Here is a 22,361-nt window from a genome sequence, read left to right as displayed (position 1 = left end):
CTCTCTTTCCGGGCCTTTCCTGCATTGACTTTCCGCCCGCCCGTGCCTTTCTTCTAGGCAAGGGAATCAAAGGGATGGAAGCAAAAGGAAGCGGCGTGACAAAGATCTTCGGCCTGGCCGGCTGGAGCGGCAGCGGCAAGACCACCTTGATGACCCGGCTCCTGCCGGAAATCGTGGGGCGCGGGTACAGCGTCTCGACCATGAAGCACGCCCACCATGCCTTCGACGTGGACAAGCCCGGAAAGGACTCCTACGAACATCGCGAAGCGGGCGCCACCGAGGTGATGGTCTCCTCCGCCAACCGCTGGGCGCTGATGCATGAGCATCGCGGCCAGCCGGAGCCCAGCGCCGCCGAACTGGTGAAACAGATGAGCCCCGTGGACCTGATCCTGATCGAGGGCTTCAAGAAGGAAGATCACGAAAAGCTTGAGATCCACCGTCCCAGCGTCGGCAAGCCGTTGCTGCAACCCGACGACCCCAAGATCGTCGCGGTCGCCAGCGACGAGGCGCTGGAGGGGCTGCCGGTGCCGCGCCTCGACCTCAACGACATCGCGGGTCTCGCGGACTTCATCCTGGCCCACTGCGGCCTGCCTCAGCGAAAAGGCGCGTAGCGGCCATGGCCCAACTGAGCGACGACTGCTTTGCCCATGGCGGCCCGCTGATGCGGGTGGCGGCGGCGCTTGAGCTGCTGGCCGAGCGCACGCAAGCGGTGACCGCGCCCGAGACCCGCCCGCTCGCCGCCTGTCTGGACCGGGTGTTGGCCGAGCCGCTGGTCGCGCCCTTCGACGTGCCGCCGCACGACAACTCGGCGGTCGATGGCTACGCGGTCTTCTTCGAGGACCTGAACGCCGGGAGCGAAACCCGCCTGCCGATCGGCGCGCGGGTCGCCGCCGGCCACGCACTGGACCGCCCGGGCAAGCGCGGCGAGGCGATCCGCATCTTCACCGGAGCGGCCATGCCCGAGGGCCCGGACACCGTGATGATGCAGGAGGACTGCCGCGAGGAAGACGACAGCGTGGTGATCGCACCCGGCATCAAGCAGGGTTCGAACCGCCGCAAGCGGGGCGAGGATTTCAAGACGGGCGACCTTCTGGTGCCGCAGGGCCGGCGTCTGCGGCCCCAGGACCTGGGACAGGCGGCGGCTTGCGGCCTGACCGAACTCTCCGTCTACCGCCCCTTGCGTGTCGCCCTCTTCTCCACGGGCGACGAGCTGCGCCAACCCGGCGAACCGTTGGAGGCCGGGACCATCTACGATTCCAACCGCGCGGTGCTTTCCGGGCTGCTGACCGGCCTTGGCTGCGCCGTGACCGACCTCGGCATCCTGCGGGACAAGGCTAAGGGCATCGAAGCGGCGCTGGCCGAGGCGGCTGCGGCCCACGATCTGGTGATCACCTCAGGCGGCATCTCCGTCGGCGAGGAAGACCACGTGAAGCAGGCCGTGGAGACGCTCGGCAACCTTCATGTCTGGCGGCTCGCCATCAAGCCGGGACGGCCCATCGCGCTCGGCCAGATTGCGCGCGTGCCCTTCGTCGGCCTGCCAGGCAACCCGGTGGCCGTGATGGTGACCTTCCTGACCATCGTGCGCCCCCTGATCCTGCGCCTGATGGGCGCGGAGATGCTGCCGGCCCGGCGCTTCCTCGTGCGTTCCGACTTCACCCACAAGAAGAAGGCCGAGCGGCGCGAATGGGTCCGCGCCTCCCTGGTCGCTCTGCCGGACGGCGGCTTCGCCGCGCAGAAGTTCTCCCGGCAGGGTGCGGGCATCCTCTCGTCCCTGGTGGAGAGCGACGGGCTTGTCGAGCTGCCCGAGGACATGACCCTGCTGGAGCCCGGGGCCCTGGTCGATTTCCTTCCGTTCAGCGAGGTTCTCTAAACATGAAGATTCTCTATTTCGCCTGGTTGAGACAGAAGACCGGAGTCGGGGAGGAGGAAGTAACGCTGCCCGACAACGTCGCAACCGTGGGCGAACTGGTCGATTGGCTGGCCGCCCGCGGCCCCGGCTACGCCGAGGCGCTTTCCGACCGCGGTGCCTTGCGCATCGCCGTCAATCAGGAGTACGCCAAGGAAAGCGACCCCGTGGCCCAGGGTGATGAGATCGCCCTGTTCCCGCCCGTGACCGGCGGCTGAGGAGGCTTCTTCCATGATTCGCGTCCAGCGCGACGACTTCGATCTTGGCGCCGAACTGGCGGCGCTCACCGCCGGGAACCCTAAGATCGGCGGGCTGTGCAGCTTTGTCGGGCTGGTGCGCGACATGGCCGGCGGCGAGCAGATCGGCGCCATGACGCTGGAGCACTACCCCGGCATGACCGAGAAGATGCTGGAGCGGATCGAGGCCGAGGCGAAGCAGCGCTGGCCCCTGGAGGCGAGCCTCATCATCCACCGCTACGGACGGCTGGAGCCGGGCGAGCAGATCGTGCTCGTCGCCACCGCCTCCCCGCACCGCGAAGCGGCCTTCGAGGCCTGCCACTTCCTGATCGACTGGCTGAAGACGCAAGCGCCCTTCTGGAAGCTGGAGGACAAGGAAAGCGGCGCGGAATGGGTCGAAGCCCGCGACAGCGACGACAAGGCCGCCCAGCGTTGGAAGAAGTAGCCTTTCGCGGCTGATCGCTTGCGGCCCATCCTTCGTGACGGCCGCCTTGGCGGCCTCCTCAGGATGAGGGTCGAGCCAAGGGGCGGGGCTGGCGACAGGGAGAGAAGTTGCGGCTTTCAGCAGCCCTCGCAACGCCGATCCCCTCCATCCTCATCCTGAGGAGGACCCGCGAGGGTCCGTCTCGTAGGATGGGCAGCCGCCGCACGAGCGTGAGCCTTCTCCCCCTCCATCCTCATCCTGAGGAGGGCCCGCGAGGGTCCGTCTCGAAGGATGGGCAGCCGGCGCAAGGGCGTCCGGGCGTCCTGCCTCAGGCGCTCAGGTCCTCGCCCGCCAGCGCGCGCTTCAAGAGGTCCAGGAAGTTCTCCTTGCCGTAGAGCGCGATGAAGGAGCCCATGCGCGGCCCCTGTTCCTGGCCCAAAAGGATCTCGTAGAGCGCCTTGAACCAATGGCGCAGGCTCTCGAACTCATGGCGCTTGCCGACTTCGTAGACCTGGAACTGGATGGCTTCGGCGTCCGCGTCGGCGGGCAGGGCCTCCAGCTCCGCCTTCAGGTCCTCAAGCGCGGCCCGCTCCATATCGTTGGGCGCGCGGTAGGACTTGTTGGGCTTCACGAAGTCCCGGTAGTAGACCAGCGCGAACTCGACCAGCCGCGCCAGCATGGGCGAGGTCTCGGGCGTGATGCCGGGGTTGTAGCGCTCGATGAAACCCCAGAGGACCGAGGCTTCCTCGCTGTTGGCAGCGCTCGCCAGGTTCAGGAGCAGCGCGAAGGAGACCGGCGAGGCCGTGTCCGGCGTCTGGCCGTCATGGATGTGCCAGACCGGGTTCTCAAGCCGCTTTGCGGGCTCCTCCTCCGAGAACTTCTCCACGAAGGTCAGATAGTCGTCCACTGTCTTTGGGATGACGTCGAAGTAGAGCTTCTTGGCCGCGCGCGGCTTGTTGTACATGAACAGCGACAGGCTCTCCGCCGGGGCGTAGGTCAGCCACTCGTCGACGGTCAGGCCGTTGCCCTTGGACTTGGAGATCTTCTGGCCGTTCTCGTCCAGGAAGAGCTCGTAGTTGAAGCCCTCGGGGGCCTGAGCGCCCAGCGTCTGGCAGATGCGGCTGGCGAGCTTCACGGAATCGATCAGGTCCTTGCCCGACATCTCGTAATCGACGCCCAGCGCGTACCAGCGCATGCCCCAGTCGGGCTTCCACTGGAGCTTGCAGTTGCCGCCCGTCACCGGCAGCTCTGTCTTGGTCCCGTCCTCGTCCTCGAAGACGACGGTCCCGGCCTGGGCGTCGTGCTCCAGGATCGGCACCTGCAGCACATGGCCGCTCTTGGGGCTGACCGGCAGGAAGGGGCTGTAGGTCGCGCGCCGCTCCTCGCCGAGGGTCGGCAGCATGATCGCCATGACCTCGTCGTAGCAGCGCAGCACCTGAAGCAGAGCCTCGTCGAAACGCCCGGACTTGTACCAGTCGGTCGAAGACTGGAACTCGTACTCGAAACCGAAGGAATCCAGAAAGGCGCGCAGCCGCGCATTGTTGTGGTGTCCGAAGGACTCGTGGGTGCCGAAGGGATCGGGCACCTGCGTCAGGGGCTTGTGCAGGTGCTTTTGCAGAAGCTCCTTGTTGGGCACGTTGTCGGGCACCTTGCGCAGCCCGTCCATGTCGTCGGAAAAGCAGAACAGCCGGGTCGGTATGTCGGAAAGCCGCTGAAAGGCCTGACGCACCATCGTGGTGCGGACCACCTCGCCAAAGGTGCCGATATGCGGCAGGCCGGAGGGGCCGTAGCCGGTCTCGAACAGGACGTAGCCTTTCTCGGGGGTTTTGCCGCCGGTGCGCGCGATCAGCTTGCGCGCTTCCTCAAAGGGCCAGGCCCGCGCCTCTTCCGCCAACTGCCGCTCGGCAAGCACCTGCTGTTCCGACATCGCGCCGTTCCTTCCAACCCAGGCTTCAGGGAGTTCAAGTCGGCGCAGAAGCTATGTCCAGAAAGCCGCTAGGTCAACGCCGGCCGCGTCCGCCCATGATGTAACGCCAGAAGCTGCGGTCGCGCATCATCTCCAGCGCCTTGGCCTGTTGTTCGGCGCTAAGCGTCTGCATGAAGCCATGCATCTCGCGGCCCATCATGACGAAACGCTCGTTGCGTTCGGCGTGTCGGACTTGCAGCAACTCGCGAAGGCGCGCTTCGTCGAACTCGGGAACCATGAGCAGTGCAAACATCTCCTCACGGGTCTCGTCGCTGCCTTCCTCGCGTCTCTCGTTCCGTTCCGCGCGCCAGGCCTGCATTTCCTTTGCGACCCCTTGCAGCTTGGCCTGCTGCGGGGCGGTCAAGTCGAGCTCCTCGACGATCCGTTCGACCTGCGGCTCGCCGTCCCGGTAGCCCTCCATGATGTGACGGGTATAGAGCGCCCCGCCCAGAAGGAAGACGTTGGCGAGCAGGGAGAAGATCAGAACGACCCAGAGGATGCGGCTCTTGTTCATCGCCAAGGACCCTTCCTAAAGCGGAAAATCGGCGGTGCCGTCGAAGGGCGTCTCGACCGAGGCCGAGGCGCTTTCCAACTCGCTCGCCGCGGCCCAGCCTTCACGGCCCAACTCGAAGGAAAGGCTGCAGACCACAACCAGAGCGGCCAGCGCGCCTGCCCAGCCGAGAGGCTGCAGGAGTCCGCCGGCAAACCAACCTTGCTTCTTAGCCGGCTGCGCCGTCCTCGGCGCCTCGCGCACCAAGCCCTGGGCCCTCAGGATCAGGTTGATGGGCGGCTCCACCGGCTCCAGCTCCTTCAGCGCCAGGAGCTCTTCGAGCAGTGCCGGGTCGCGGGCGAGCCGCGCTTCCAGCCCGGCGCTCTCCGCCTCGCCTAGTCCGCCGTCGAGGTAGGCGGCCAGCAGCATGGCATCGGCGCCCGCATCTTCAGGCTTCCGCTCCGTCCGCTCTTCGCTCCAAGCAGTCCGCGCCTCCCGCCAGAGAGCGGCTGCTTCTCGGTTCTTTTGGGTTTCTTCGGTCATTTCTTTTTTCCTTTAGCCCTCTTGTGTTTCTTCTACGCAGCCCGCCGCTGCTTCATCCCCGTCAGATCGCTTCTTGCTCGGCTTCGAAATGCGCCCTCAGCTTGGTCAGCGCCTTGTGGTGCATGGAGCGGACCGTCTGCGGATCGACCGCCATGAATTCCGCCGCTTCGGCCACCTCCATGTCTTTCTGATAGAGCAGTTCCAGGACCAGCGCCTGGCGCTCGGACAACAGACCCTCGGGAATGTTGATCCAGGTGTATTCCTTGCCCGGCTCGCTCAGCAGTCCCTCGGGAAGCGCGTCGATGTCCGTGGTGGGCCGCGCGTTGCGCCGCAGATGATCGATGGCCGTGGAGCTGGCGACGATGGTCAGCCAGGTCGAAAGCTTCGCGCGCGAGGCGTCGAAGGACCTCAGCAGCTTGAAATCGTTCTTGATGAGCCGGATGAAGACATCCTGGGCGACGTCTTCGCGGTCCTGGCTACGCCCGGCGGGCACCAGCTTGCGCTGCACGGCGGCATAGATCAGCGGGGCATGGTCGCGCACGAAGCGATCCCACAGCCCTTTGCCGCCGGTCATCAGTTCTTGGATCTCGTTTTCGCTCCAGATTGGGCCCTTGGTCATGGCCTCTCTACTATAGGCGCGCCGATAAGCTCTTGATACGGGTCGGCGGCGAAAAACATCCCTCACGGCGTGATGACAGGCAACGGAGCGGAGGGCTAGTCTCCTTGTCACCATGGTTCATCCCGCCTCTCCCCCTCCCCCCGACAGCCGGCCCGGCCTGCCGCCGGCGCCTGCTCTGGTTGCCGGGTTCAGCGAAGCCGTCTGGCTGACGCCCGATGGTGAGGTGGAGCATCTCGACCGCCTGGAGGTCCAGCGCCGCACGGCCAAGCAGCCGCCGTTGCTCTGCCATGCGCCCGCCTCGGCGCGGCGGGTGGGGCTGGAGCGTATCGAGGCCTACGACCTGCTCGAACTCTTCGCCTTCGTGCGCCCGGCGCGCACCGCCGCCCCGACGCCGCGCGGCCTGGCCGCGGTCTTGGGGCTCCCCGCGCCCCACAGCCTGGAGGAACAGGCGCTCACCCTGCCGCGCGCCGCCGAGGCGCTGCTGACCGAACTGGCCGCGCAGGAGGCCAAGGCGCGCCGGCAGGCCGCCGCCGTCGCCTGGACCATGGCCCGGGGCGGCTGGCTATGGGGGCCCTACGTCCTTGCGGCCTTGGGTTACGGACGCGACCAGCAAATCGGCGGTACCGACGGCAACCGGGGGTTCGCGGTCTGGGAGCAGCTCGGCCAGTGGTCGGAACATGCGCCCGAACCGCCGCCCGGTCAGCTCTCCGTCTCGCCGGAGGAAGCGCGCGAGCGGCTCTCCGAAATGCTGGGCGAGGACGCCGAGCCGCGCCGCCAGCAGTCCGACTACGCCGCCTCCGCCGCCGAGGTCTTTCAACCGCGCGAGGCGCCCGACAGGCCGCGCGCGCTGCTGGCCGAGGCGGGAACCGGGGTGGGCAAGACCCTGGGCTATCTGGCGCCCGCCAGCCTCTGGGCCGAGAAGAACGACGGCAGCGTCTGGATCTCCACCTTCACCCGCAACCTGCAGCAGCAGATCGACGGCGAGCTGGACCGCCTCTATCCCGACGCCGCCACCAAGGCGCGGCGCGTCGTGGTGCGCAAGGGCCGCGAGAACTACCTCTGCCTGCTGAACTACGAGGAGGCGGTCGCGCAGCTGCCCGCCCGCCCGCAGGAGGTGGTGGCCGTCGGCCTGATGGCGCGCTGGGCGGCGGCCACGCGCGACGGCGACATGGTGGGCGGCGATTTTCCGGGCTGGCTGCCCGATCTCGCCGGCAGGGCGCGCACCCTGGGCCTCACCGACCGGCGCGGCGAGTGCATCTATTCGGCCTGCCCGCACTATTCGCGCTGCTATATCGAGAAATCGGTGCGCCGCGCCCGGCGCGCGCGCATCGTCATCGCCAACCATGCCCTGGTGATGGTGCAGGCGGCGCTCGGCGGCGGGGACGAGGGGCGTCTGCCCACGCGCTACGTCTTCGACGAGGGACACCACCTCTTCGATGCCGCCGACAGCGCCTTTGCAGCCCACCTGACCGGGTTGGAGACCAGAGAGCTGCGCCGCTGGCTCCTGGGCGCCGACGCCAGCGGCCGCACGGCCGGGCGGCTGCGCGGCCTGAAACGCCGCGTCGAGGACCTGATCGTCGATCGGCCCGAAGACCTGGAATGGCTGGAGGAGGCGCTGCGCGCCGCCCGCGCCCTGCCCGCCAACGGCTGGCACAAGCGCGTGCTGGAAGGCCAGCCACAGGGGCCGCTGGAAGGTTTTCTGGCCGCCCTGCGCACTCAGGTCTTCGCCCGCAGCGAGCGGGTCGGCGACCCCTATTCCGTTGAGTGCGAACCCTATCCGCTGAACCCCGATGTCGCGGTGGCGGCCGAGCGGTTGCGCGACGCCCTGGCCGAGCTGGAGCGCCCTCTAACGCAGATCGCCAAGCGGCTCGCCCAGCGCCTGGGCGAGGAGGAGGCCGACGAGCTGGAGAGCGAAGCGCGGCGGCGCATCGATTCCCTGGTGCGCAGCCTGGAGCGGCGCTGCCTGCTGCCGCTCTCTGCCTGGGGCTCTCTCTTGGAGAACCTGCTGGAGGGGGAGACGCCCGGCGCCTTCGTCGATTCCTTCCTGGTGGAACGCATTGAGGGCCGCGAGCTGGACATGGGCGCACACCGCCACTTCATCGACCCGACCGCGCCCTTGGCCGAGGCCGTCTATAAGAAGGCGCACGGGCTGATGGTGACCTCGGCGACGCTGACCGACGGCAGCGGCGAGGTGGAGGAGGACTGGCGCGCCGCCGAGCAGCGGTCCGGCACGATCCATCTGGAGGAGGCAGCCTGGCGCGCCCAGATGCCGAGCCCCTTCGACTATCCGGCCCAGACCAAGGTCTTCATCGTCAATGACGTGCGCAAGGACGACCTGATCCAGGTCTCCGCCGCCTACCGCGCGCTCTTCAAGGCCTCGGGCGGCGGCGCGCTCGGCCTCTTCACGGCGATCAGCCGCTTGAAGGCCGTGCAGCAGAAGATCGCCGCCGAGCTGGAGGAGGCGGGACTGCCGCTCTACGCCCAGCATGTCGACCGTCTGGACACCTCGACCCTGGTCGAGATCTTCCGGGCCGAGGCCGATTCCTGTCTCCTCGGGACCGATGCCGTGCGCGACGGCGTGGACGTACCGGGGCGCGCCCTGCGCCTCATCGTCTTCGACCGCGTGCCCTGGCCCCGCCCCTCTCTGGTGCATCGGGCGCGGCGCGAGCACTTCGGCAAGAAGCGCTACGACGACATGCTGACGCGGCTGCGCTTGAAGCAGGCCTTCGGGCGGCTGGTGCGCCGGGCGGAAGATCACGGCGTCTTCGTGCTGCTCGACCCCATGATGCCTTCGCGCCTGCTCGGGGCCTTTCCGGAGGGGGTGGAGGTGCGGCGCTGCGGCCTGGCCGAGGCGGTCGCGGAGACCCGCGACTTCCTGACCGGTTACTGAACGCCCAGATAGGCCATGAGCGCGGAGAGCGTGGCCACCGAGACCACGGTGGAAATCAGGATCGCCGCCGCCGCACGCTGAATGTAGACCTGATACTGCTGGGCCAGAACGAAGGTCAGCGCGCCCAGCGGCAGCGCCGCGAGGATTACCGCGCAGGCGGCCCAGAAGGGATCGAGATCGAGCCACCAGAAGGCGATCACGAAGGTGATGGCCGGATGGATCAGCAGCTTCAGAACCGTCAGCCAGGCGACCTCCAGGGCGCCGCGGGTGACCGAGCGCCCGACCAGGAAAAGCCCCATGGCGAAGAGCGCGCAGGGCCCGACGGAATCCGCCAGCAGCTCGCAGAAGGTCACCAGAGGCGCGGGCAAGGGCAGCGAGAGGATGCCCCAGATCAGCCCGGCGACGGCGGAGAGCACCAGGGGATTGTGCGACAGACCGCGCCAGGCCCGCTTGACCACCGGCCAGAGTTCGCGGCTCGCCGATTTGTTGATCTCCATGATCGCCGAGCCGAGGCCGATCACCACGGCTCCGTTGAAGACCGTCGCGATCACGCCCGGCAGCAGGGCCTCGCTGCCGTAAGCGGTCAGCAGCAGGGGAATGCCCATGTAGCCGGTGTTGGCGAAGACGCCGGAAAGCCCGTGCATCGTGACTTCGCCCAGGCCGTACTTCAGCACGGGTTTGGCGATGGCGACGGCCAGCACGAAGGTCGCCACCATCCCGCCGCCCACCGCGATCATGTAGGGCACGAGGTTCGGATCGGAGAGATCGACGCGGGCCATGGAGATGAAGAAGAGCGCGGGCAGCGCGACATAGAAGACGAAGCCGTTCAGCGCTCTGCTCGAGTCCTCGCCCAAAAGGCCGGCGCGCCCCGTCACGTAGCCTGCGAGAATGATCCCGAAGACCGGCAGCACAACGTTGATGACGGCTTGCATGGTTCCCCTTCCGGCTCGACGCGGGCGTCCTAGAAGTCGGCGATGAAGCGATAGCTCTGCTGCGGCCGCGCCTGAGCATAGCGGTGCAGATCCAGACAGAGCGCGATCAGCCCTTCCTCGTAGTCGAAGGAATAGGCATCTGCCTGAATTTTCAGCTTATCAAGCTCAGCGGCGGTGATGTCCAGGACTTCCTGCTCGGCCTCGTCCAGATGCCCCCGCCCCAACTGGAACAGCTCCGCGACATCCAAAAGGCCATAGTCGCCGCCCAGATATTCGTGCACCTCCTGCCGCTCGCCGGAGGGGCCCTGGGTCCAGACCGCGCCGCGCTCTTCCTCGAATTCCTGCATCAGGCGATCCCGTCCGAGCCGCGCCCGCAGACCAACGCGCAGCCTGTCTGACCTTCATCGAGCGAGACCGCGCCGCTGCGGAGGGCGGCCAGGGCGGCAGCGCCGGAGAGTTCCGCGCCCACGCCGAACTCCCGCCAGAGCCAGCGGGCCGCCTCGCGCATCTGCTCGTCGGAGACCAGGACGATATCCTCGACCGTCTCCCGGATGATCTCGAAGTTGGCCTTGGCCGAGCGGCGCGGCGCTAGGGTTCCGGCGACGGTCTCGATCGCCTCGAGAGTGATCAACTCCCCGGCCTCCAGGCTGCGCTTCAGGGTCGGCGCGCCTTCCGGTTCCACGCCGACGACCCGCACCTCCGGCCTCAGCGCCTTGACCGCCCGCGCGACGCCTGAGATCAGGCCGCCGCCGCCGATCGCGACCAGCAGAAGGTCGAGCGAGGCCATATCCTCCAGAATCTCCAATCCCACCGTGCCCTGACCGGCCATGATCCGCGGATCGGCGAAGGGATGCAGGTAGGTCAGGCCCTCCGCCTCGCAGAAGGCCTGGGCCGCGATGTTGGCGTCGTCGAAGACCTGGCCTTCGACGCGCACCTCAGCGCCCCAGGAGGCGATCTCCGCCGCCTTCTTCTCCGGCGTCGATTCCGGCAGGAAGACCACGGCCCGCGTGCCCGCCGTCCAGCCCGCAAAGGCGACCGCGAGCCCGTGGTTGCCGCCCGAGGCACAGCAGATGCCGCGCCGCAGTTCCGCCTCGGAGAGACTGAGGAGAGCGTTGGTCGCGCCGCGCGCCTTGAAGGAGCCGGAGACCTGGAGGCTCTCCAGCTTCAGATGAAGCTCGCCTTGGGTCGGCGGCTCGCGCATCTGGGTCGCGGGCAGCAGCGGCGTGCGGCGCACGCGGCCCTTAAGGCGGCGCTGGGCTGCCTGGATATCCTCCAGCGTGAGGCTCATCCGATCAGCTCCCGCCACTCATCTTCGGTCAGAAGGGTGACGCCGAGTTCGCGCGCCTTCTTTTCCTTGGAGCCCGCGCCCGGCCCGGCGACCACGTAGTCGGTCTTGGCGGAGACCGAGCCGGAGACCTTCGCGCCGAGGCTTTCGGCCCGCGCCTTGGCCTCGCTGCGGGTCATGGTCTCAAGCGATCCGGTGAAGACGACGGTCTTGCCGGCGACCGGTGAATCACCGGAGGGCGCTTCGACCGGCTGCACGTCCAGTATCTCGGCCAGCTCGTCCAAGACCTTGCGGTTATGCTCCTCGACCACGAAGCCCAGGATATCCTTGGCGACGGCGGCGCCGATGCCGTCGATGGAGAGCAGGTCGTCCAGGGCCTGCTCATCGCCATCGTGGGCCTTCTCCATCTGCTCGCGCCAGGTCGCGAGATCGCCGTAGGCCCGCGCCAGAAGCCGGGCGGTGGCTTGTCCGACATGGCGGATGCCGAGCCCGAAGATCAGCCGGTCCAGGGTGATCGTCTTGCGCTCCTCGATCGCCTGCAACAGGTTCGCAACCGACTTTTCGCCCCAGCCTTCGCGCTTCTCCAGCGCTTGCCGGTGCTCGGCGAGGCGGAAGATGTCGGCGGGCGACTTGATCAGCCCCTCCTCCCAGAAGGCGTTGATGTGCCGTCCGCCCAGCCCCTCGATGTCGAAGGCTTCGCGACCGACGAAATGGCGCAGGCGTTCGCGCGCCTGTGCCGGGCAGATCAGGCCGCCCTGGCAGCGCAGCACCGCCTCGTCCTCCTCGCGCAGCGTGTCGCTGCCGCACTCCGGGCAGACCGCCGGCATCTGGAAGACCGGGCGCGTCTCGTGTTCGGGCTCCGGCACCACCTCGACCACCTGGGGGATCACGTCCCCGGCGCGCTGGATCACCACCAGATCGCCCTCGCGGATGTCCTTGCGGCGGATCTCGTCCTCGTTGTGGAGCGTGGCGCGGGCCACCACCACGCCGCCGACCGATATCGGCTCCAGGTTTGCGACGGGTGTCAGCGCACCGGTCCGCCCCACCTGGATCGTGATCTTGTTGAGCCGCGTCTGCGCCTTTTCCGCCGGGAACTTGTGGGCAATGGCCCAGCGCGGCGCGCGGCTGACGAAGCCGAGGCGTTCCTGCAGATCCAATCGGTCGACCTTGTAGACCACGCCGTCGATCTCATGCGCCATCTCCGGGCGCGCGGCCAGGATGCGCGCGTGGTAATCCAGCAGCGCATCCGCGCCCTTGCAGAGCTCAGCCGGACCGTTGACCGTGAAGCCCAGCGCCTCCAGACGCTCCCGTGCCTCCATCATGGTCGCGCCGAGCGGCTCGCTGATTTCGCCCCAGGCGTAGGCCAGGAAACTCAAGGGCCGCTCCGCCGTGATGCGGGAATCGAGCTGGCGCAGGGAGCCCGCGGCGGCGTTCCGCGGATTGGCGAAGAGCTTCTCGCCCTTCGCCTCGCGCCGTTCGTTCAGCGCCTGAAAGGCCTGGCGCTCCATAAAGACCTCGCCGCGCACCTCAAGCACCTCGGGGATGCGCGGCCCCGAAAGCGTCTCCGGCACGCTCTCGATGGTGCGCACGTTGGCGGTGACATCCTCGCCGCTGCGCCCGTCGCCGCGCGTGGCCGCCTGGATCAGTGCCCCTTTCTCATAGCGCAGCGAACAGGAAAGGCCGTCGATCTTGGGTTCCGCCAAGATATCGAGGGCGTCTTCCGAGGGCAGGTCCAGGAAGCGCCGGATGCGGGCCAGGAAGTCCTCGACGTCCGCCCGCGAAAAGGCGTTGCCGAGCGAGAGCATCGGGACGGCGTGCCGCACCTCGGAGAACTCGGAGGAAGGCGCAGCGCCGACCCGCTTCGAGGGGCTGTCGTCGCGTACAAGCTTTGGAAAACGCGCCTCTATCGCCTCGTTGCGCTGGCGCAGCCGGTCATAGTCGGCGTCGCTGATCTCGGGATCGTCCTTTTGATAGTAGAGGCGATCGTGGTGCGCGATCTCGGCGGCCAGCCGCCCGAGTTCCCGCGCGGCCTCCTCCTCGCTCAGCGCCTCAACCGGCTTGCTGCTCAGAGCCTCGCCGCCTTCCTGGCTCATTCCGCCGCTCCCATCAACTGATCGGCGGCGGCGCGGGCGGCTTCCGTGATCTCGGCGCCCGACAGCATGCGCGCGATCTCCTCCCGCCTCTGACCGCTGTCAAGCGGCAGGACCCGGGTCAGGGTGGAGGCGTCATCGCTTTCCTTCTGCACGTGCCAGTGGCAATCGCCGCGCGCGGCGACCTGCGGGCTGTGGGTCACGACCAGGACCTGGCGGCTGCCCGCGAGCCGGGCGAGACGCTCGCCCACCGCCGCCGCCGTGGCGCCGCCGACGCCGCTGTCCACCTCGTCGAAAACCAGCGTCCCGACCGGGCTCGCACCCGCAAGAACCAGCTTGATGGCGAGCAGGAAGCGGGAGAGCTCGCCCGCCGAGGCAATGCGGCCCAGGGGGCCGGGCGCGCTGCCGGGATTGGTCGAGACTTCGAAAGCAACCCGGTCCAGGCCAAGCGGCCCCGCGTCCGCTTCATCGAGCTCTTCAACCAGCGTGCGAAAATTCGCCTTCTCCAGCTTCAGGGGCGGGAGCTCGGCATTGACCGCCTCGTCGAGCTTGAGGGCGGCCTGCGAGCGCTTTTCGTGCAGGGCGCGGGCCGCGGCCAGATAGCTCTTGCGGGCCTCGGCTGCTTTGGCTTCCAGGGCCTTCAACGTGTCGCCGCCGCCTTCGATCGCGCCAAGTTGCGCGGTCATCTCCTGGCGCAGGGCAGGCAGGCTGGCGACCTCCACGTGGTGCTTGCGGGCAAGGTCCTTGAGCGCGAAGAAGCGCTCTTCGATCCGCTCCAGGCCGCCCGCCTCGAACTCCTCGTCCCCGGCCAGGGACTGTAGCCCGATGCGCGCTTCTTCCAGCTCGGCGACGCTGCGCTCCAGGCCTGCGATGATCGCGTCCAGGCGGCCCCCGGCCTTGTCCGCCGCCCGCTCCAGACGCCGTTGGGCGGCCGCCATGCCGCCTTCCGCGCCATCGAGTTGGGTGAGCGCCTCTTCCATGGCCTCAAGGACCTGCGTTGCATGCATCAGCAGCGAACGACGTTCGGCCAACTCTTCCTCTTCGCCCTCCTTGGGATCGAGCGCTTCCAACTCACCCAGGGCATGGCGCAGGAAGGCCTCGTCCCCGCGCGCCTTCTCCAACCGCGCGGCCGCCTCGGCGCGGTCCCGCTCCGCTGCCTTCCAGGCGGCGTGAAGCGCCCCGACCGCTGACACTTCGGAGGCGAGTCCAGCAAAGGCGTCCAGCGTCTGGCGGTGGGTCTTGGGGTCCATGAGGCCGCGCTGCTCGAAGTGTCCCTGCACCTCGACCAGGGATTCGCCCAGGGCGCGCAGCAGGGCCACGGAAATCGGCTGATCGTTGGCAAAGGCGCGGCTGCGTCCATCGGCGCCCAGTTGTCGGCGCAGCAGCAGGGGCTCGCCGGGTTCCAGCTCGATCTCACCTTCTTCCAGGGTTGCATGGGCCGGGTGTCCCTCCGGCAGGTCGAAGGCCGCGACCACGCTGGCGCGCTCGGCCCCCTTGCGCAGAAGGCCGCTGTCGGCCCGCTCGCCCAAGGCCAGTCCCAGGGAATCCAGAAGGATCGACTTGCCCGCGCCGGTCTCGCCCGTGAGCACGGCGAGGCCGGCTTCGAAGTTCAGGTCCAAGCGATCGATCAACACCACGTCGCGGATGGCCAGACTGACCAGCATCGCGTCTACTTAGCCTCCCCGCCGCGCGGGATCAGAAGATGTTCCAAACAGAGCCGATCCAGGAGTCTTCCTGCGCTTCGGGCCTCAGGTCCTCCCCGGTCAGAAGCGCATAGCTGTCGAGGTACCAGTCGCTGCCCGGGAAGTTGTAGCCCAGGACAGCCCCGGTCGCCTGCGCTTCCTTGTCGATGCCCAGCGCCAGATTGACCTCCACCAGGCGATGCAGGGCTTCGGGGACATGGGTGGTGGTCTGATAGTCGCGCACCACGGCCTGGAAACGGTTCAGCGCGGCCAGATAGTTCTTCCGCTGAAGATAGAAGCGCCCGATCGTCATTTCCTTACCGGCCAGGTGGTCGTTCGCCAGGTCGATCTTCAAGCGCGCGTCGCGGGCGTACTGGCTGTCGGGAAAGCGCCTAACCACCTCGCCAAGAGCGTCGAGAGCATCCTGGGTCATCTTCTGGTCCCGGTGCACGTCGGAGATGCGCTCGTAGTAGCAGAGCCCCTTCAGGTAGAGGGCGTAGGCGACGTCCGGGCTGCCCGGATGCAGCGCGACGAAGCGGTCCAGGCCGTTGACGGCCGCGTCGTAGCGGTTCGCCAGATAGTAGGAATAGGCGGCCATGAGCTGGGCCTTGGCGGCCCAGACGGAATAGGGATGCTGACGCTCGACCTCTTCGAACTGCTGACCGGCCAGCTCGTAGTCCTCGCCCGCGGCCAAGGTGTCGGCGGCGATGTTGTAGAGCTGTTCAACGGGCCGCTCCACATAGGGCGCCACCTCATCATCGGACGAACAGGCCGCGAGCAGCGGCAGGACCAGAACGATCGGCGCCAGGACCCGCAGGAAGAGCCGCCCGCGCCGCGGCGTCGCAGTCCAGGTATGGGGGCCGTTTGGCTGTCGCCTCATTTTTATGCCTCTTAATCCCAAGAAGAGAATCGCCGCTTCGGGCGTTTGCCGCGATGACTATAGGGCAAAAGAAGAAGGCCCCTCAAGCCGCCCCGACGCTTTGCGGGACTTGATGAGGGGCCTTTTTAAAGAGGCTCTGTTCCTGCCGCGCGTGGCGGCGGATATCAAACGCTGGCGGCGGCGGCGCGGATAGAGGGAAGCGCGTTGCCAGCAGCGGCGATGATGCCCGGCTCCAGGTCGTCCTCGGTCATCTCCACCCACTCCCAGGCGTCCTGGTCGGAGAACAGCTCGACCAGCAGGCGCAGGTTCAAGGCGTGGCCCGCCTTGTGACCGGTGAAGTGGCCGAGAATCGGAGCACCGGCGAGATAGAGGTCGCCGATCGAGTCCAGCACCTTGTGGCGCACGAACTCGTCCTTGAAGCGCAGCCCGCCTTCGTTCATGACCTTGTCGCCGTCGATCACCACGGCGTTGTCCAGCGACCCGCCACGGGCCAGCCCCATCTTGCGGAGCTGCTCCACCTCATGCAGGAAGCCGAAGGTGCGGGCACGGGAAATCTCGGACTTGAAGGTCTCCTCGGTGATCGCGCCCGACCAGCTCTGGCGGGAAACCAAGTCGTTGTCGAAATCGATGTCGAAGTCCACCGTGAAGCCTTCGCCGGGCACGAAGGAGGCGGCGCGATGCGGCTCCTCGACCGAGACATCCTTCAAGATGCGGATGGCGCGGCGCGGCGCATCCTGACGCGCGCGGCCGGCGCATTCGATCAGGAACACGAAGGGAGCGGCGGAGCCGTCCATGATCGGCACTTCCTCGGCGCTGATCTCGACCAGCGCGTTGTCGATGCCACAGGCGACGAAGGCCGACATCAGATGCTCGATGGTGCTGACCTTCTGGCCATTCTCTGCGACAAGGGTCGTGCAGAGCGGCGTCTCAACCGCGTTCTTCCAATGCGCCTGCAACTCGACGCCTTCGACGTCGGTGCGGCGGAACACGATACCGCTGTCGGCTTCAGCCGGATTCAAGGTCATGGAGACCCGAAGACCGCTGTGAACACCGATGCCCGAACAATGGATCGGATTTTTCAGAGTATGCTGGGAGAGCGTTGACATGGCTTGATGACCCCACCGGCCGACCGTTCGGCCTTTATTGATCTGTTAATTTGGTGCCGACCCGCAGTTGGATTAAAGCTACTCGGCATCCGTCTAAGATATGCTGCGCTGCAGCTAGTGTGAAATCACTGTTTGTTACAGCATGTTACGCCGAAAAACGGCTGATTTCCGCCGCCTTGCGGGAGAGCAGCGCGGCTTTGTTTTTTCCACGAAAAGACGTGGATCCCGGCGCCTGGATAGACAAGCCCGCTCGCCATGGGACCGCACCCCTTCGATTCGCGGTCCGGCGAGCGGGCTTGCTCCCCCGAGATCGTTCAACGCCGCCGGAGAGAGGGGCCGTTGATCCCCCTCTCCGGCTGACTTCGGCGTTGGTCAGTTGGCCTGGCGGCGCAGGAAGGTCGGAATCTCGAAGAGATCCTCGTCCATGTCGCTCTCGGCCTTGCGCTCCTTGGTCTCGACGCCGGAGAGGCTCTGCTGGGCAGGCTCCTCCTGGCGCGCCGGCTTCGGCGTCTCGGCCACCGGCTCACTGCGCTGGGTCCGGCGTTCGATCTGCGGCTCCCGTCGGGTGACGGAGGCCTGCGGCGCCTTGGCGTCCTCAGAAACGCCGGTGACGGTCTTCTCCACCTTCTTCTCAGCGTTGTGGATGGCCTTGGCGGCGCCGGTCATCAGACCGAACAGCGTCGCGCTGCGGCTGCGCTTGGCGATCGGCGCTTCCTTGGGGCCCTTACCGGTCCCGCCGCCGTTGGTCATGGCCGCTTCGGCGAAGGGCTCAGGCTTGGCGGCCTGCTCCATCACCGGACGGCGCGGCGATTCGACCGGCTCGGGCGGGATGAAGGCGTCGTCCATGCGCGGCACGGCCCGGCGCGGTTCGCCGGAGAGTTCCGGTCCGGCCTGGCTGCCGCCGGTCGCTTCGCGGGCGCCGTTCTGGCGCGCCTCGAAGGCGGCGACCGCCTGATCGAACTCCTCGCGCTCGTCGAAACCGCTTTCGTCGGCCTCTTCGAGCTCGGCGGCGACGGGAAGCTCCTCCGGGGTCTCCTCGACCGGGATATCCTCAACGGGAGTCTCCTCGATCTCGGCGACTTCCAGCTCCTCGACCTCCTCTTCCGGCGCAGCGGAAGCAGCGGTCAGGCGCAGTTCCTCGGCCGCCTTGGCCGATGCGATCGCCGCGGTGCGGACCGGCTGGGTCAGCGGCTGCGGGCGCTCGCCCTCCTCCACGTCGATGCCGGTCGCCACGATGGAGACCCGCATCAGGCCGTTCATGGATTCATCGAAGGTCGAGCCGAAGATGATGTTGGCTTCCGGATCCACTTCCTCGCGGATGCGGTTGGCGGCCTCGTCGACCTCGAACAGCGTCATGTCCATGCCGCCGGTGATGTTGATCAGCACGCCGCGCGCGCCGCGCATCGAAACATCGTCCAGAAGCGGGTTGGAGATCGCGGCTTCCGCGGCGGCCACGGCGCGGCCGTCGCTTTCCGCCTCGCCGGTGCCCATCATGGCCTTGCCCATCTCCGACATGACCGTGCGGATGTCGGCGAAGTCCAGGTTGATCAGGCCCGGCATGACCATCAGGTCGGTCACGCCGCGCACGCCCGCGTGCAGCACGTCGTCGGCCATCTTGAAGGCGTCGGCGAAGGTGGTGCGCTCGTCACAGACCCTGAAGAGGTTCTGGTTGGGGATGATGATCAGGGTATCGACGAACTGCTGGAGTTCCTCCAGGCCGTTGCTGGCCATGCGCATGCGATGGATGCCCTCGAACTGGAAGGGCTTGGTCACGACGCCCACGGTCAGGATGCCCTGCTCGCGCGCCGCGCGGGCGATGACCGGGGCAGCACCGGTGCCGGTGCCTCCGCCCATGCCGGCGGTGATGAAGACCATGTTGGAGCCTTCGAGATGCTCCAGGATGTCGTCCATCGCCTCCTCGGCGGCGGCCCGGCCGACATCGGGGCGGGACCCGGCGCCAAGGCCGGAGGTGATGTGCCGGCCGAGCTGGATGCGGCGCTCGCACTGGGAATGCTCCAGCGCCTGGGCGTCGGTGTTCGCAACCACGAACTCCACGCCTTCAAGCTTGCTGGTGATCATGTTGTTCACGGCGTTTCCGCCGGCGCCACCGACGCCGACAACCGTGATACGCGGCTTCAGGTGCGTTTTCTCGTCACTGGGGACGCTAAGGTTCAACGGCATTTTCTCCTCCATTCCCCCGGGGGGTCCGGGGCCTCCTAAAATGCCCGGTGGTCTCTAACCGGGCTTCGCTTCGTCCCGTGGCGCGAGGCGGGACCTCCTCGAATGCTTCTCTTCTCGGTTCCGGGCGCTTGATCGCGCTCTTTAAAAGTGCTCCCGGAACCAGTGACCCAACCGGCCCACAAAGCCGGGCAGAGCCGCTCCCTCGTCGGCTCCCATACCGTTCGTCTGCTGCACGACCGGCGGAGACGCGGGCTGCGGCTCCATCGAGCGTTCGCTTTCGACGGCGTAACGGATAAGACCGGCGGCGACCGCGTGGGCGGGGCCGGCCGTGGAGTCCGCCAATCCGCCAATGCCCTGGGGCCGGCCGATGCGGATCTTCCTGTCTAGAATCAGCGACGCCATGTCCGGGACGCCCGGCAGCTGACAGGCGCCGCCCGTCAGCACCACCCGGCGGCCGCCGACTTGGTACATGCCGCTCTGCTCCAGGCGCGAGCGGACCAGTTCGAAGGTTTCCTCCAGGCGCGGCTGGATGATCCCGTTCAGAAGGGACCGCGGGACCTGCTGCACGCTGCCCTCGTCGTACTCGCCGACCTGGGGCACGTCGATCATTTCCCGGTCGCCGCCGCTCGATGCGATGGCGTGGCCGTAGAGCGTCTTGATGCGCTCGGCGTGCGCGACGGGGGTGGAAAGCCCGCGCGCGATGTCCGTCGTGACGTGGATGCCGCCGACCGGCACCACATCTGTGTGGATGGCCTTGCCCTCGAAGAACACGGCGATGGAGGTCGTGCCGCCGCCCATGTCGATCAAGGTGACGCCGAGCTCCCGCTCGTCCTCGACCAGGGCCGACAGACCGGAAGCGTAGGGCGAGATCACGAAGCCGCCGACCTCCAGATGGCTGCGCTCGACGCAGCCGGCGAGGTTGCGCACGGGTCCGGAGGTCGCTGTGATCAGATGCAGATCGACAGCCAGATGCTCGCCGACCATGCCGCGCGGATCCCGGATCCCGCGGCTGCCGTCCACGGCATAGGCCAGCGGGATGGAATGGATCAGCTCCCGGCCTTCGCCGATGTGTCCGTTGAGGTAAGTCGGCTCGCGGCCCAGGGAGAGGGCGCGGCGCAGATCCCGCTCGCTCACCTGCTGGCCGTCCAGCGCCACTTCGATGGCGATCTGCCGGGATGCGGGCTTGCCGCCGGAAAGCGCGATGATGACGCGCTCGATGGTGTCGCCGGCCATCTGCTCGGCGGCATGCACGGCGTTGCGCACGGCGGCCTCGGCGGCCTCCATGTCCACGATCGCGCCGTTTCGGATGCCCCGGCTGGCCTGCTGGCCGATGCCGAGCACGCGAGGGACCGCGCCGTTGCCCCCCGGCTCGGCGATAAAGCAGCAGACCTTGCTGGAGCCGACGTCCAGCGCGGCTATCAGTCCGTTGCGGTTTGTACCCGGTGCTCGCTTCATGGTCTTTCCATTACCTCTCCATTGGCGGAGCAGGTCAGGTCGCCTGACCGCTCGCCTCTCCCTCTTCTCCCCCGCCCTGGGGCACGCCGTGCAGGATCATCTGATCCGGCAGCCGCAGGTCGATGACCCGCAGATCGCGCTCCAGGAGTCCGTGTTCGCGCGCCAGGCGCGCCAGCTGGCTGTAGGCCGCCTCGGGCTTCTGCTCGGGCAGCTGAACGTCGATGTCGCCGATGAGCCGCAGGTTCCAGCGGCGCCCGCCGATGCGCACGCCCGCCACCACGCGGCTGCTGAGGTCAGGCTCGCGGGCCAGGAGCGCCACGAGCTGCCCCGCGTGCTGCGGCGCGTCCGGTCCAACCACCAGCGGCAGGTGCGCGTAGGGGCGCAGATCCTCGATCGCGATGGGGGCGCCCTGGTGGTCGATCAGGGTCAGGCGGCCACGGTGCTGCCAGACGGCGAGCGGCTCGCGCTCGACCAATTGGATCGTGAGGCTGCCCGGCAGTTGCCGCCCGACACGCGCGGAGGCGATCCAGGGAAGCGCTTCCAGGCGCTGACGCAGCCCTTCAAGGTCGTAGGTCAGGATCGGCTGGCCGCGCCGAACGCCCAGTGCGTCGATCAGGGTCGCCTGTTCCGTGCGCTTGCGGCCGGTCACCAGCAGGTCCTCCAGGACCAGACCGGCCTCCGCGCTTTCCCGCACGGCATGGCGTTCAAGGTCGGCCCAGATCGACTGCGGCAAGCCCGAGCGCCAGATCAGCCCGCTGCCGATGGCAAAGACGAGAAGCGCCACGGACTTGGCGATCCGGCGCCAGCCGATGCGCGCGGCCAGACCACGGAGAGTCATGCGGGGCTTGGCGCGGGGGTTCTGCTGGGTCACTGCCGACATAGCGCGTCCTCCAGCATCCAGTCGACCAGCTCGGCAAAGGAAACCCCGATGTGCTGGGCCTGCTCGGGCACCAGCGACAGGGGCGTCATGCCGGGCTGGGTATTGGTTTCCAGGATCACCAGGCCGTCCTTGCCCTTGTCCGAGTCCCAACGGAAGTCGGACCGGCTGACGCCCTGGCAACCGAGCGCGCGGTGGGCCGTCACGGCCATGGCCTTCACCGCCTCTTCGATCTCAGGTTCGATGGGGGCCGGGATCAAGTGGTCGGCCACGCCGCTGGTGTACTTGGCGCGGTAGTCGTAGAAGCCCTCGCGCGGCTTGATCTCGGTCACCGCCAGGGCGCGGTCGCCCATCACGGCGACGGTCAGTTCGCGTCCCGGAACGTAACGCTCGACCATGACCTCGTCGCCGTAAGGCCAGCTTTCCTCGTCCAGAATCGCGGCGTTGGCGCCCGGCAGGATGATCTTCACGCCGACGCTTGAGCCCTCGGCGACCGGCTTCACCACGTAGGGGCGCTCCATCACGTCCTCGGCGAGCACCGCTTCGCGGGTCGCGACCACGCTTTCGGCCACCGGCAGGCCGTGGCGGGCGTAGATCTCCTTGGCCATGACCTTGTCCATGGCCAGCGCGGAGGCCAGCACGCCTGAATGGCTGTAGGGCAGCTCCAGCAGCTCCAGGAGGCCCTGGATGCAGCCGTCCTCGCCCCAGCGGCCGTGCAGCGCGTTGAAGACCACGTCGGGCCGCGGCTCCAGCTTGGCGATCAGGGCGAGGACGCCCTCCTTCGGGTCGATCATCAGGC

General features: G+C 67.6%; 20 protein-coding genes. 5 read left to right on the top strand and 15 right to left on the bottom strand.

The features are described from left to right. Positions 1-95: 95 nt before the first annotated feature. Genes mobB through P8X75_04590 form a run of 4 tightly spaced genes read left to right on the top strand, consistent with a single transcriptional unit; the run spans position 96 to position 2,587 of the window. Positions 96-611, top strand: coding sequence for a molybdopterin-guanine dinucleotide biosynthesis protein B (mobB, locus tag P8X75_04605; GenBank protein MEJ1994483.1), 516 nt, complete (start codon positions 96-98; stop codon positions 609-611). A gap of 5 nt (positions 612-616) precedes the next feature. Beyond that, the gene (locus P8X75_04600) at positions 617-1,870 is read left to right on the top strand and encodes a molybdopterin molybdotransferase MoeA (GenBank protein ID MEJ1994482.1); all 1,254 of its coding nucleotides are present in this window, start codon (positions 617-619) and stop codon (positions 1,868-1,870) included. A gap of 2 nt (positions 1,871-1,872) precedes the next feature. Further along, complete coding sequence (gene moaD, locus P8X75_04595; GenBank protein MEJ1994481.1) at positions 1,873-2,124, top strand: molybdopterin converting factor subunit 1; 252 nt, start codon at positions 1,873-1,875, stop codon at positions 2,122-2,124. Between the two features lie 13 nt (positions 2,125-2,137). After that, complete coding sequence (locus tag P8X75_04590; GenBank protein MEJ1994480.1) at positions 2,138-2,587, top strand: molybdenum cofactor biosynthesis protein MoaE; 450 nt, start codon at positions 2,138-2,140, stop codon at positions 2,585-2,587. A gap of 307 nt (positions 2,588-2,894) precedes the next feature. Here the strand turns inward: P8X75_04590 and P8X75_04585 are convergent, their stop codons facing one another. The 4 genes from P8X75_04585 to P8X75_04570 all read right to left on the bottom strand — a co-directional run bounded on the left by P8X75_04585 (position 2,895) and on the right by P8X75_04570 (position 6,184). Beyond that, on the bottom strand, positions 2,895-4,493 hold the full coding sequence (locus tag P8X75_04585) for a lysine--tRNA ligase (protein MEJ1994479.1): 1,599 nt from the start codon (positions 4,491-4,493) through the stop codon (positions 2,895-2,897). Between the two features lie 73 nt (positions 4,494-4,566). Then, a complete protein-coding gene (locus P8X75_04580) occupies positions 4,567-5,046 on the bottom strand; it encodes a Spy/CpxP family protein refolding chaperone (protein ID MEJ1994478.1) in 480 nt (159 codons plus the stop codon). Between the two features lie 15 nt (positions 5,047-5,061). Further along, a complete protein-coding gene (locus tag P8X75_04575) occupies positions 5,062-5,565 on the bottom strand; it encodes a hypothetical protein (GenBank protein ID MEJ1994477.1) in 504 nt (167 codons plus the stop codon). Positions 5,566-5,626: 61 nt separating this feature from the next. Then, a complete protein-coding gene (locus P8X75_04570; GenBank protein ID MEJ1994476.1) occupies positions 5,627-6,184 on the bottom strand; it encodes a sigma-70 family RNA polymerase sigma factor in 558 nt (185 codons plus the stop codon). A gap of 112 nt (positions 6,185-6,296) precedes the next feature. Here P8X75_04570 and P8X75_04565 point away from each other — a divergent pair, with 112 nt between their 5' ends. Continuing rightward, the gene (locus P8X75_04565) at positions 6,297-9,074 is read left to right on the top strand and encodes an ATP-dependent DNA helicase (protein ID MEJ1994475.1); all 2,778 of its coding nucleotides are present in this window, start codon (positions 6,297-6,299) and stop codon (positions 9,072-9,074) included. Here the strand turns inward: P8X75_04565 and P8X75_04560 are convergent. The 11 genes from P8X75_04560 to P8X75_04510 form a co-directional block, all read right to left on the bottom strand. Continuing rightward, positions 9,068-10,006, bottom strand: a complete 939-nt coding sequence (locus P8X75_04560; protein MEJ1994474.1) for an AEC family transporter — start codon at positions 10,004-10,006, stop codon at positions 9,068-9,070. The genes P8X75_04565 and P8X75_04560 overlap by 7 nt on opposite strands. Before the next feature lie 29 nt (positions 10,007-10,035). Next, complete coding sequence (locus P8X75_04555) at positions 10,036-10,353, bottom strand: hypothetical protein (GenBank protein MEJ1994473.1); 318 nt, start codon at positions 10,351-10,353, stop codon at positions 10,036-10,038. Then, positions 10,353-11,294 (bottom strand): threonine/serine dehydratase, encoded by a 942-nt coding sequence (locus P8X75_04550; protein ID MEJ1994472.1) that lies wholly within the window; start codon positions 11,292-11,294, stop codon positions 10,353-10,355. Before P8X75_04550 ends, P8X75_04555 begins: the two co-directional genes overlap by 1 nt. Next, positions 11,291-13,384, bottom strand: a complete 2,094-nt coding sequence (gene ligA, locus P8X75_04545; protein MEJ1994471.1) for an NAD-dependent DNA ligase LigA — start codon at positions 13,382-13,384, stop codon at positions 11,291-11,293. The genes P8X75_04550 and ligA overlap by 4 nt, the downstream gene beginning before the upstream one ends. After that, positions 13,381-15,045: a DNA repair protein RecN gene (gene recN / locus P8X75_04540; GenBank protein ID MEJ1994470.1), complete on the bottom strand. Its 1,665-nt coding sequence runs from the start codon at positions 15,043-15,045 to the stop codon at positions 13,381-13,383. Before recN ends, ligA begins: the two co-directional genes overlap by 4 nt. Before the next feature lie 31 nt (positions 15,046-15,076). Beyond that, complete coding sequence (locus tag P8X75_04535; GenBank protein ID MEJ1994469.1) at positions 15,077-15,943, bottom strand: outer membrane protein assembly factor BamD; 867 nt, start codon at positions 15,941-15,943, stop codon at positions 15,077-15,079. Positions 15,944-16,107: 164 nt separating this feature from the next. Then, a complete protein-coding gene (gene lpxC / locus P8X75_04530) occupies positions 16,108-17,049 on the bottom strand; it encodes a UDP-3-O-acyl-N-acetylglucosamine deacetylase (GenBank protein MEJ1994468.1) in 942 nt (313 codons plus the stop codon). A 372-nt stretch (positions 17,050-17,421) separates the two neighbouring features. Beyond that, on the bottom strand, positions 17,422-19,230 hold the full coding sequence (gene ftsZ, locus P8X75_04525) for a cell division protein FtsZ (protein ID MEJ1994467.1): 1,809 nt from the start codon (positions 19,228-19,230) through the stop codon (positions 17,422-17,424). Between the two features lie 141 nt (positions 19,231-19,371). Then, positions 19,372-20,685: a cell division protein FtsA gene (gene ftsA / locus P8X75_04520; protein ID MEJ1994466.1), complete on the bottom strand. Its 1,314-nt coding sequence runs from the start codon at positions 20,683-20,685 to the stop codon at positions 19,372-19,374. A gap of 34 nt (positions 20,686-20,719) precedes the next feature. Then, positions 20,720-21,565, bottom strand: a complete 846-nt coding sequence (locus P8X75_04515; GenBank protein ID MEJ1994465.1) for an FtsQ-type POTRA domain-containing protein — start codon at positions 21,563-21,565, stop codon at positions 20,720-20,722. Beyond that, positions 21,553-22,361: D-alanine--D-alanine ligase (locus tag P8X75_04510; GenBank protein MEJ1994464.1), on the bottom strand; the 809-nt coding region annotated here is incomplete at its 5' end. The genes P8X75_04510 and P8X75_04515, both read right to left, overlap by 13 nt.

This window comes from Limibacillus sp. (assembly GCA_037379885.1).
In the GTDB taxonomy this organism is placed as follows: Bacteria; Pseudomonadota; Alphaproteobacteria; order Kiloniellales; family CECT-8803; genus JARRJC01.
This window is presented reverse-complemented; position numbering and strand designations above follow the sequence as displayed.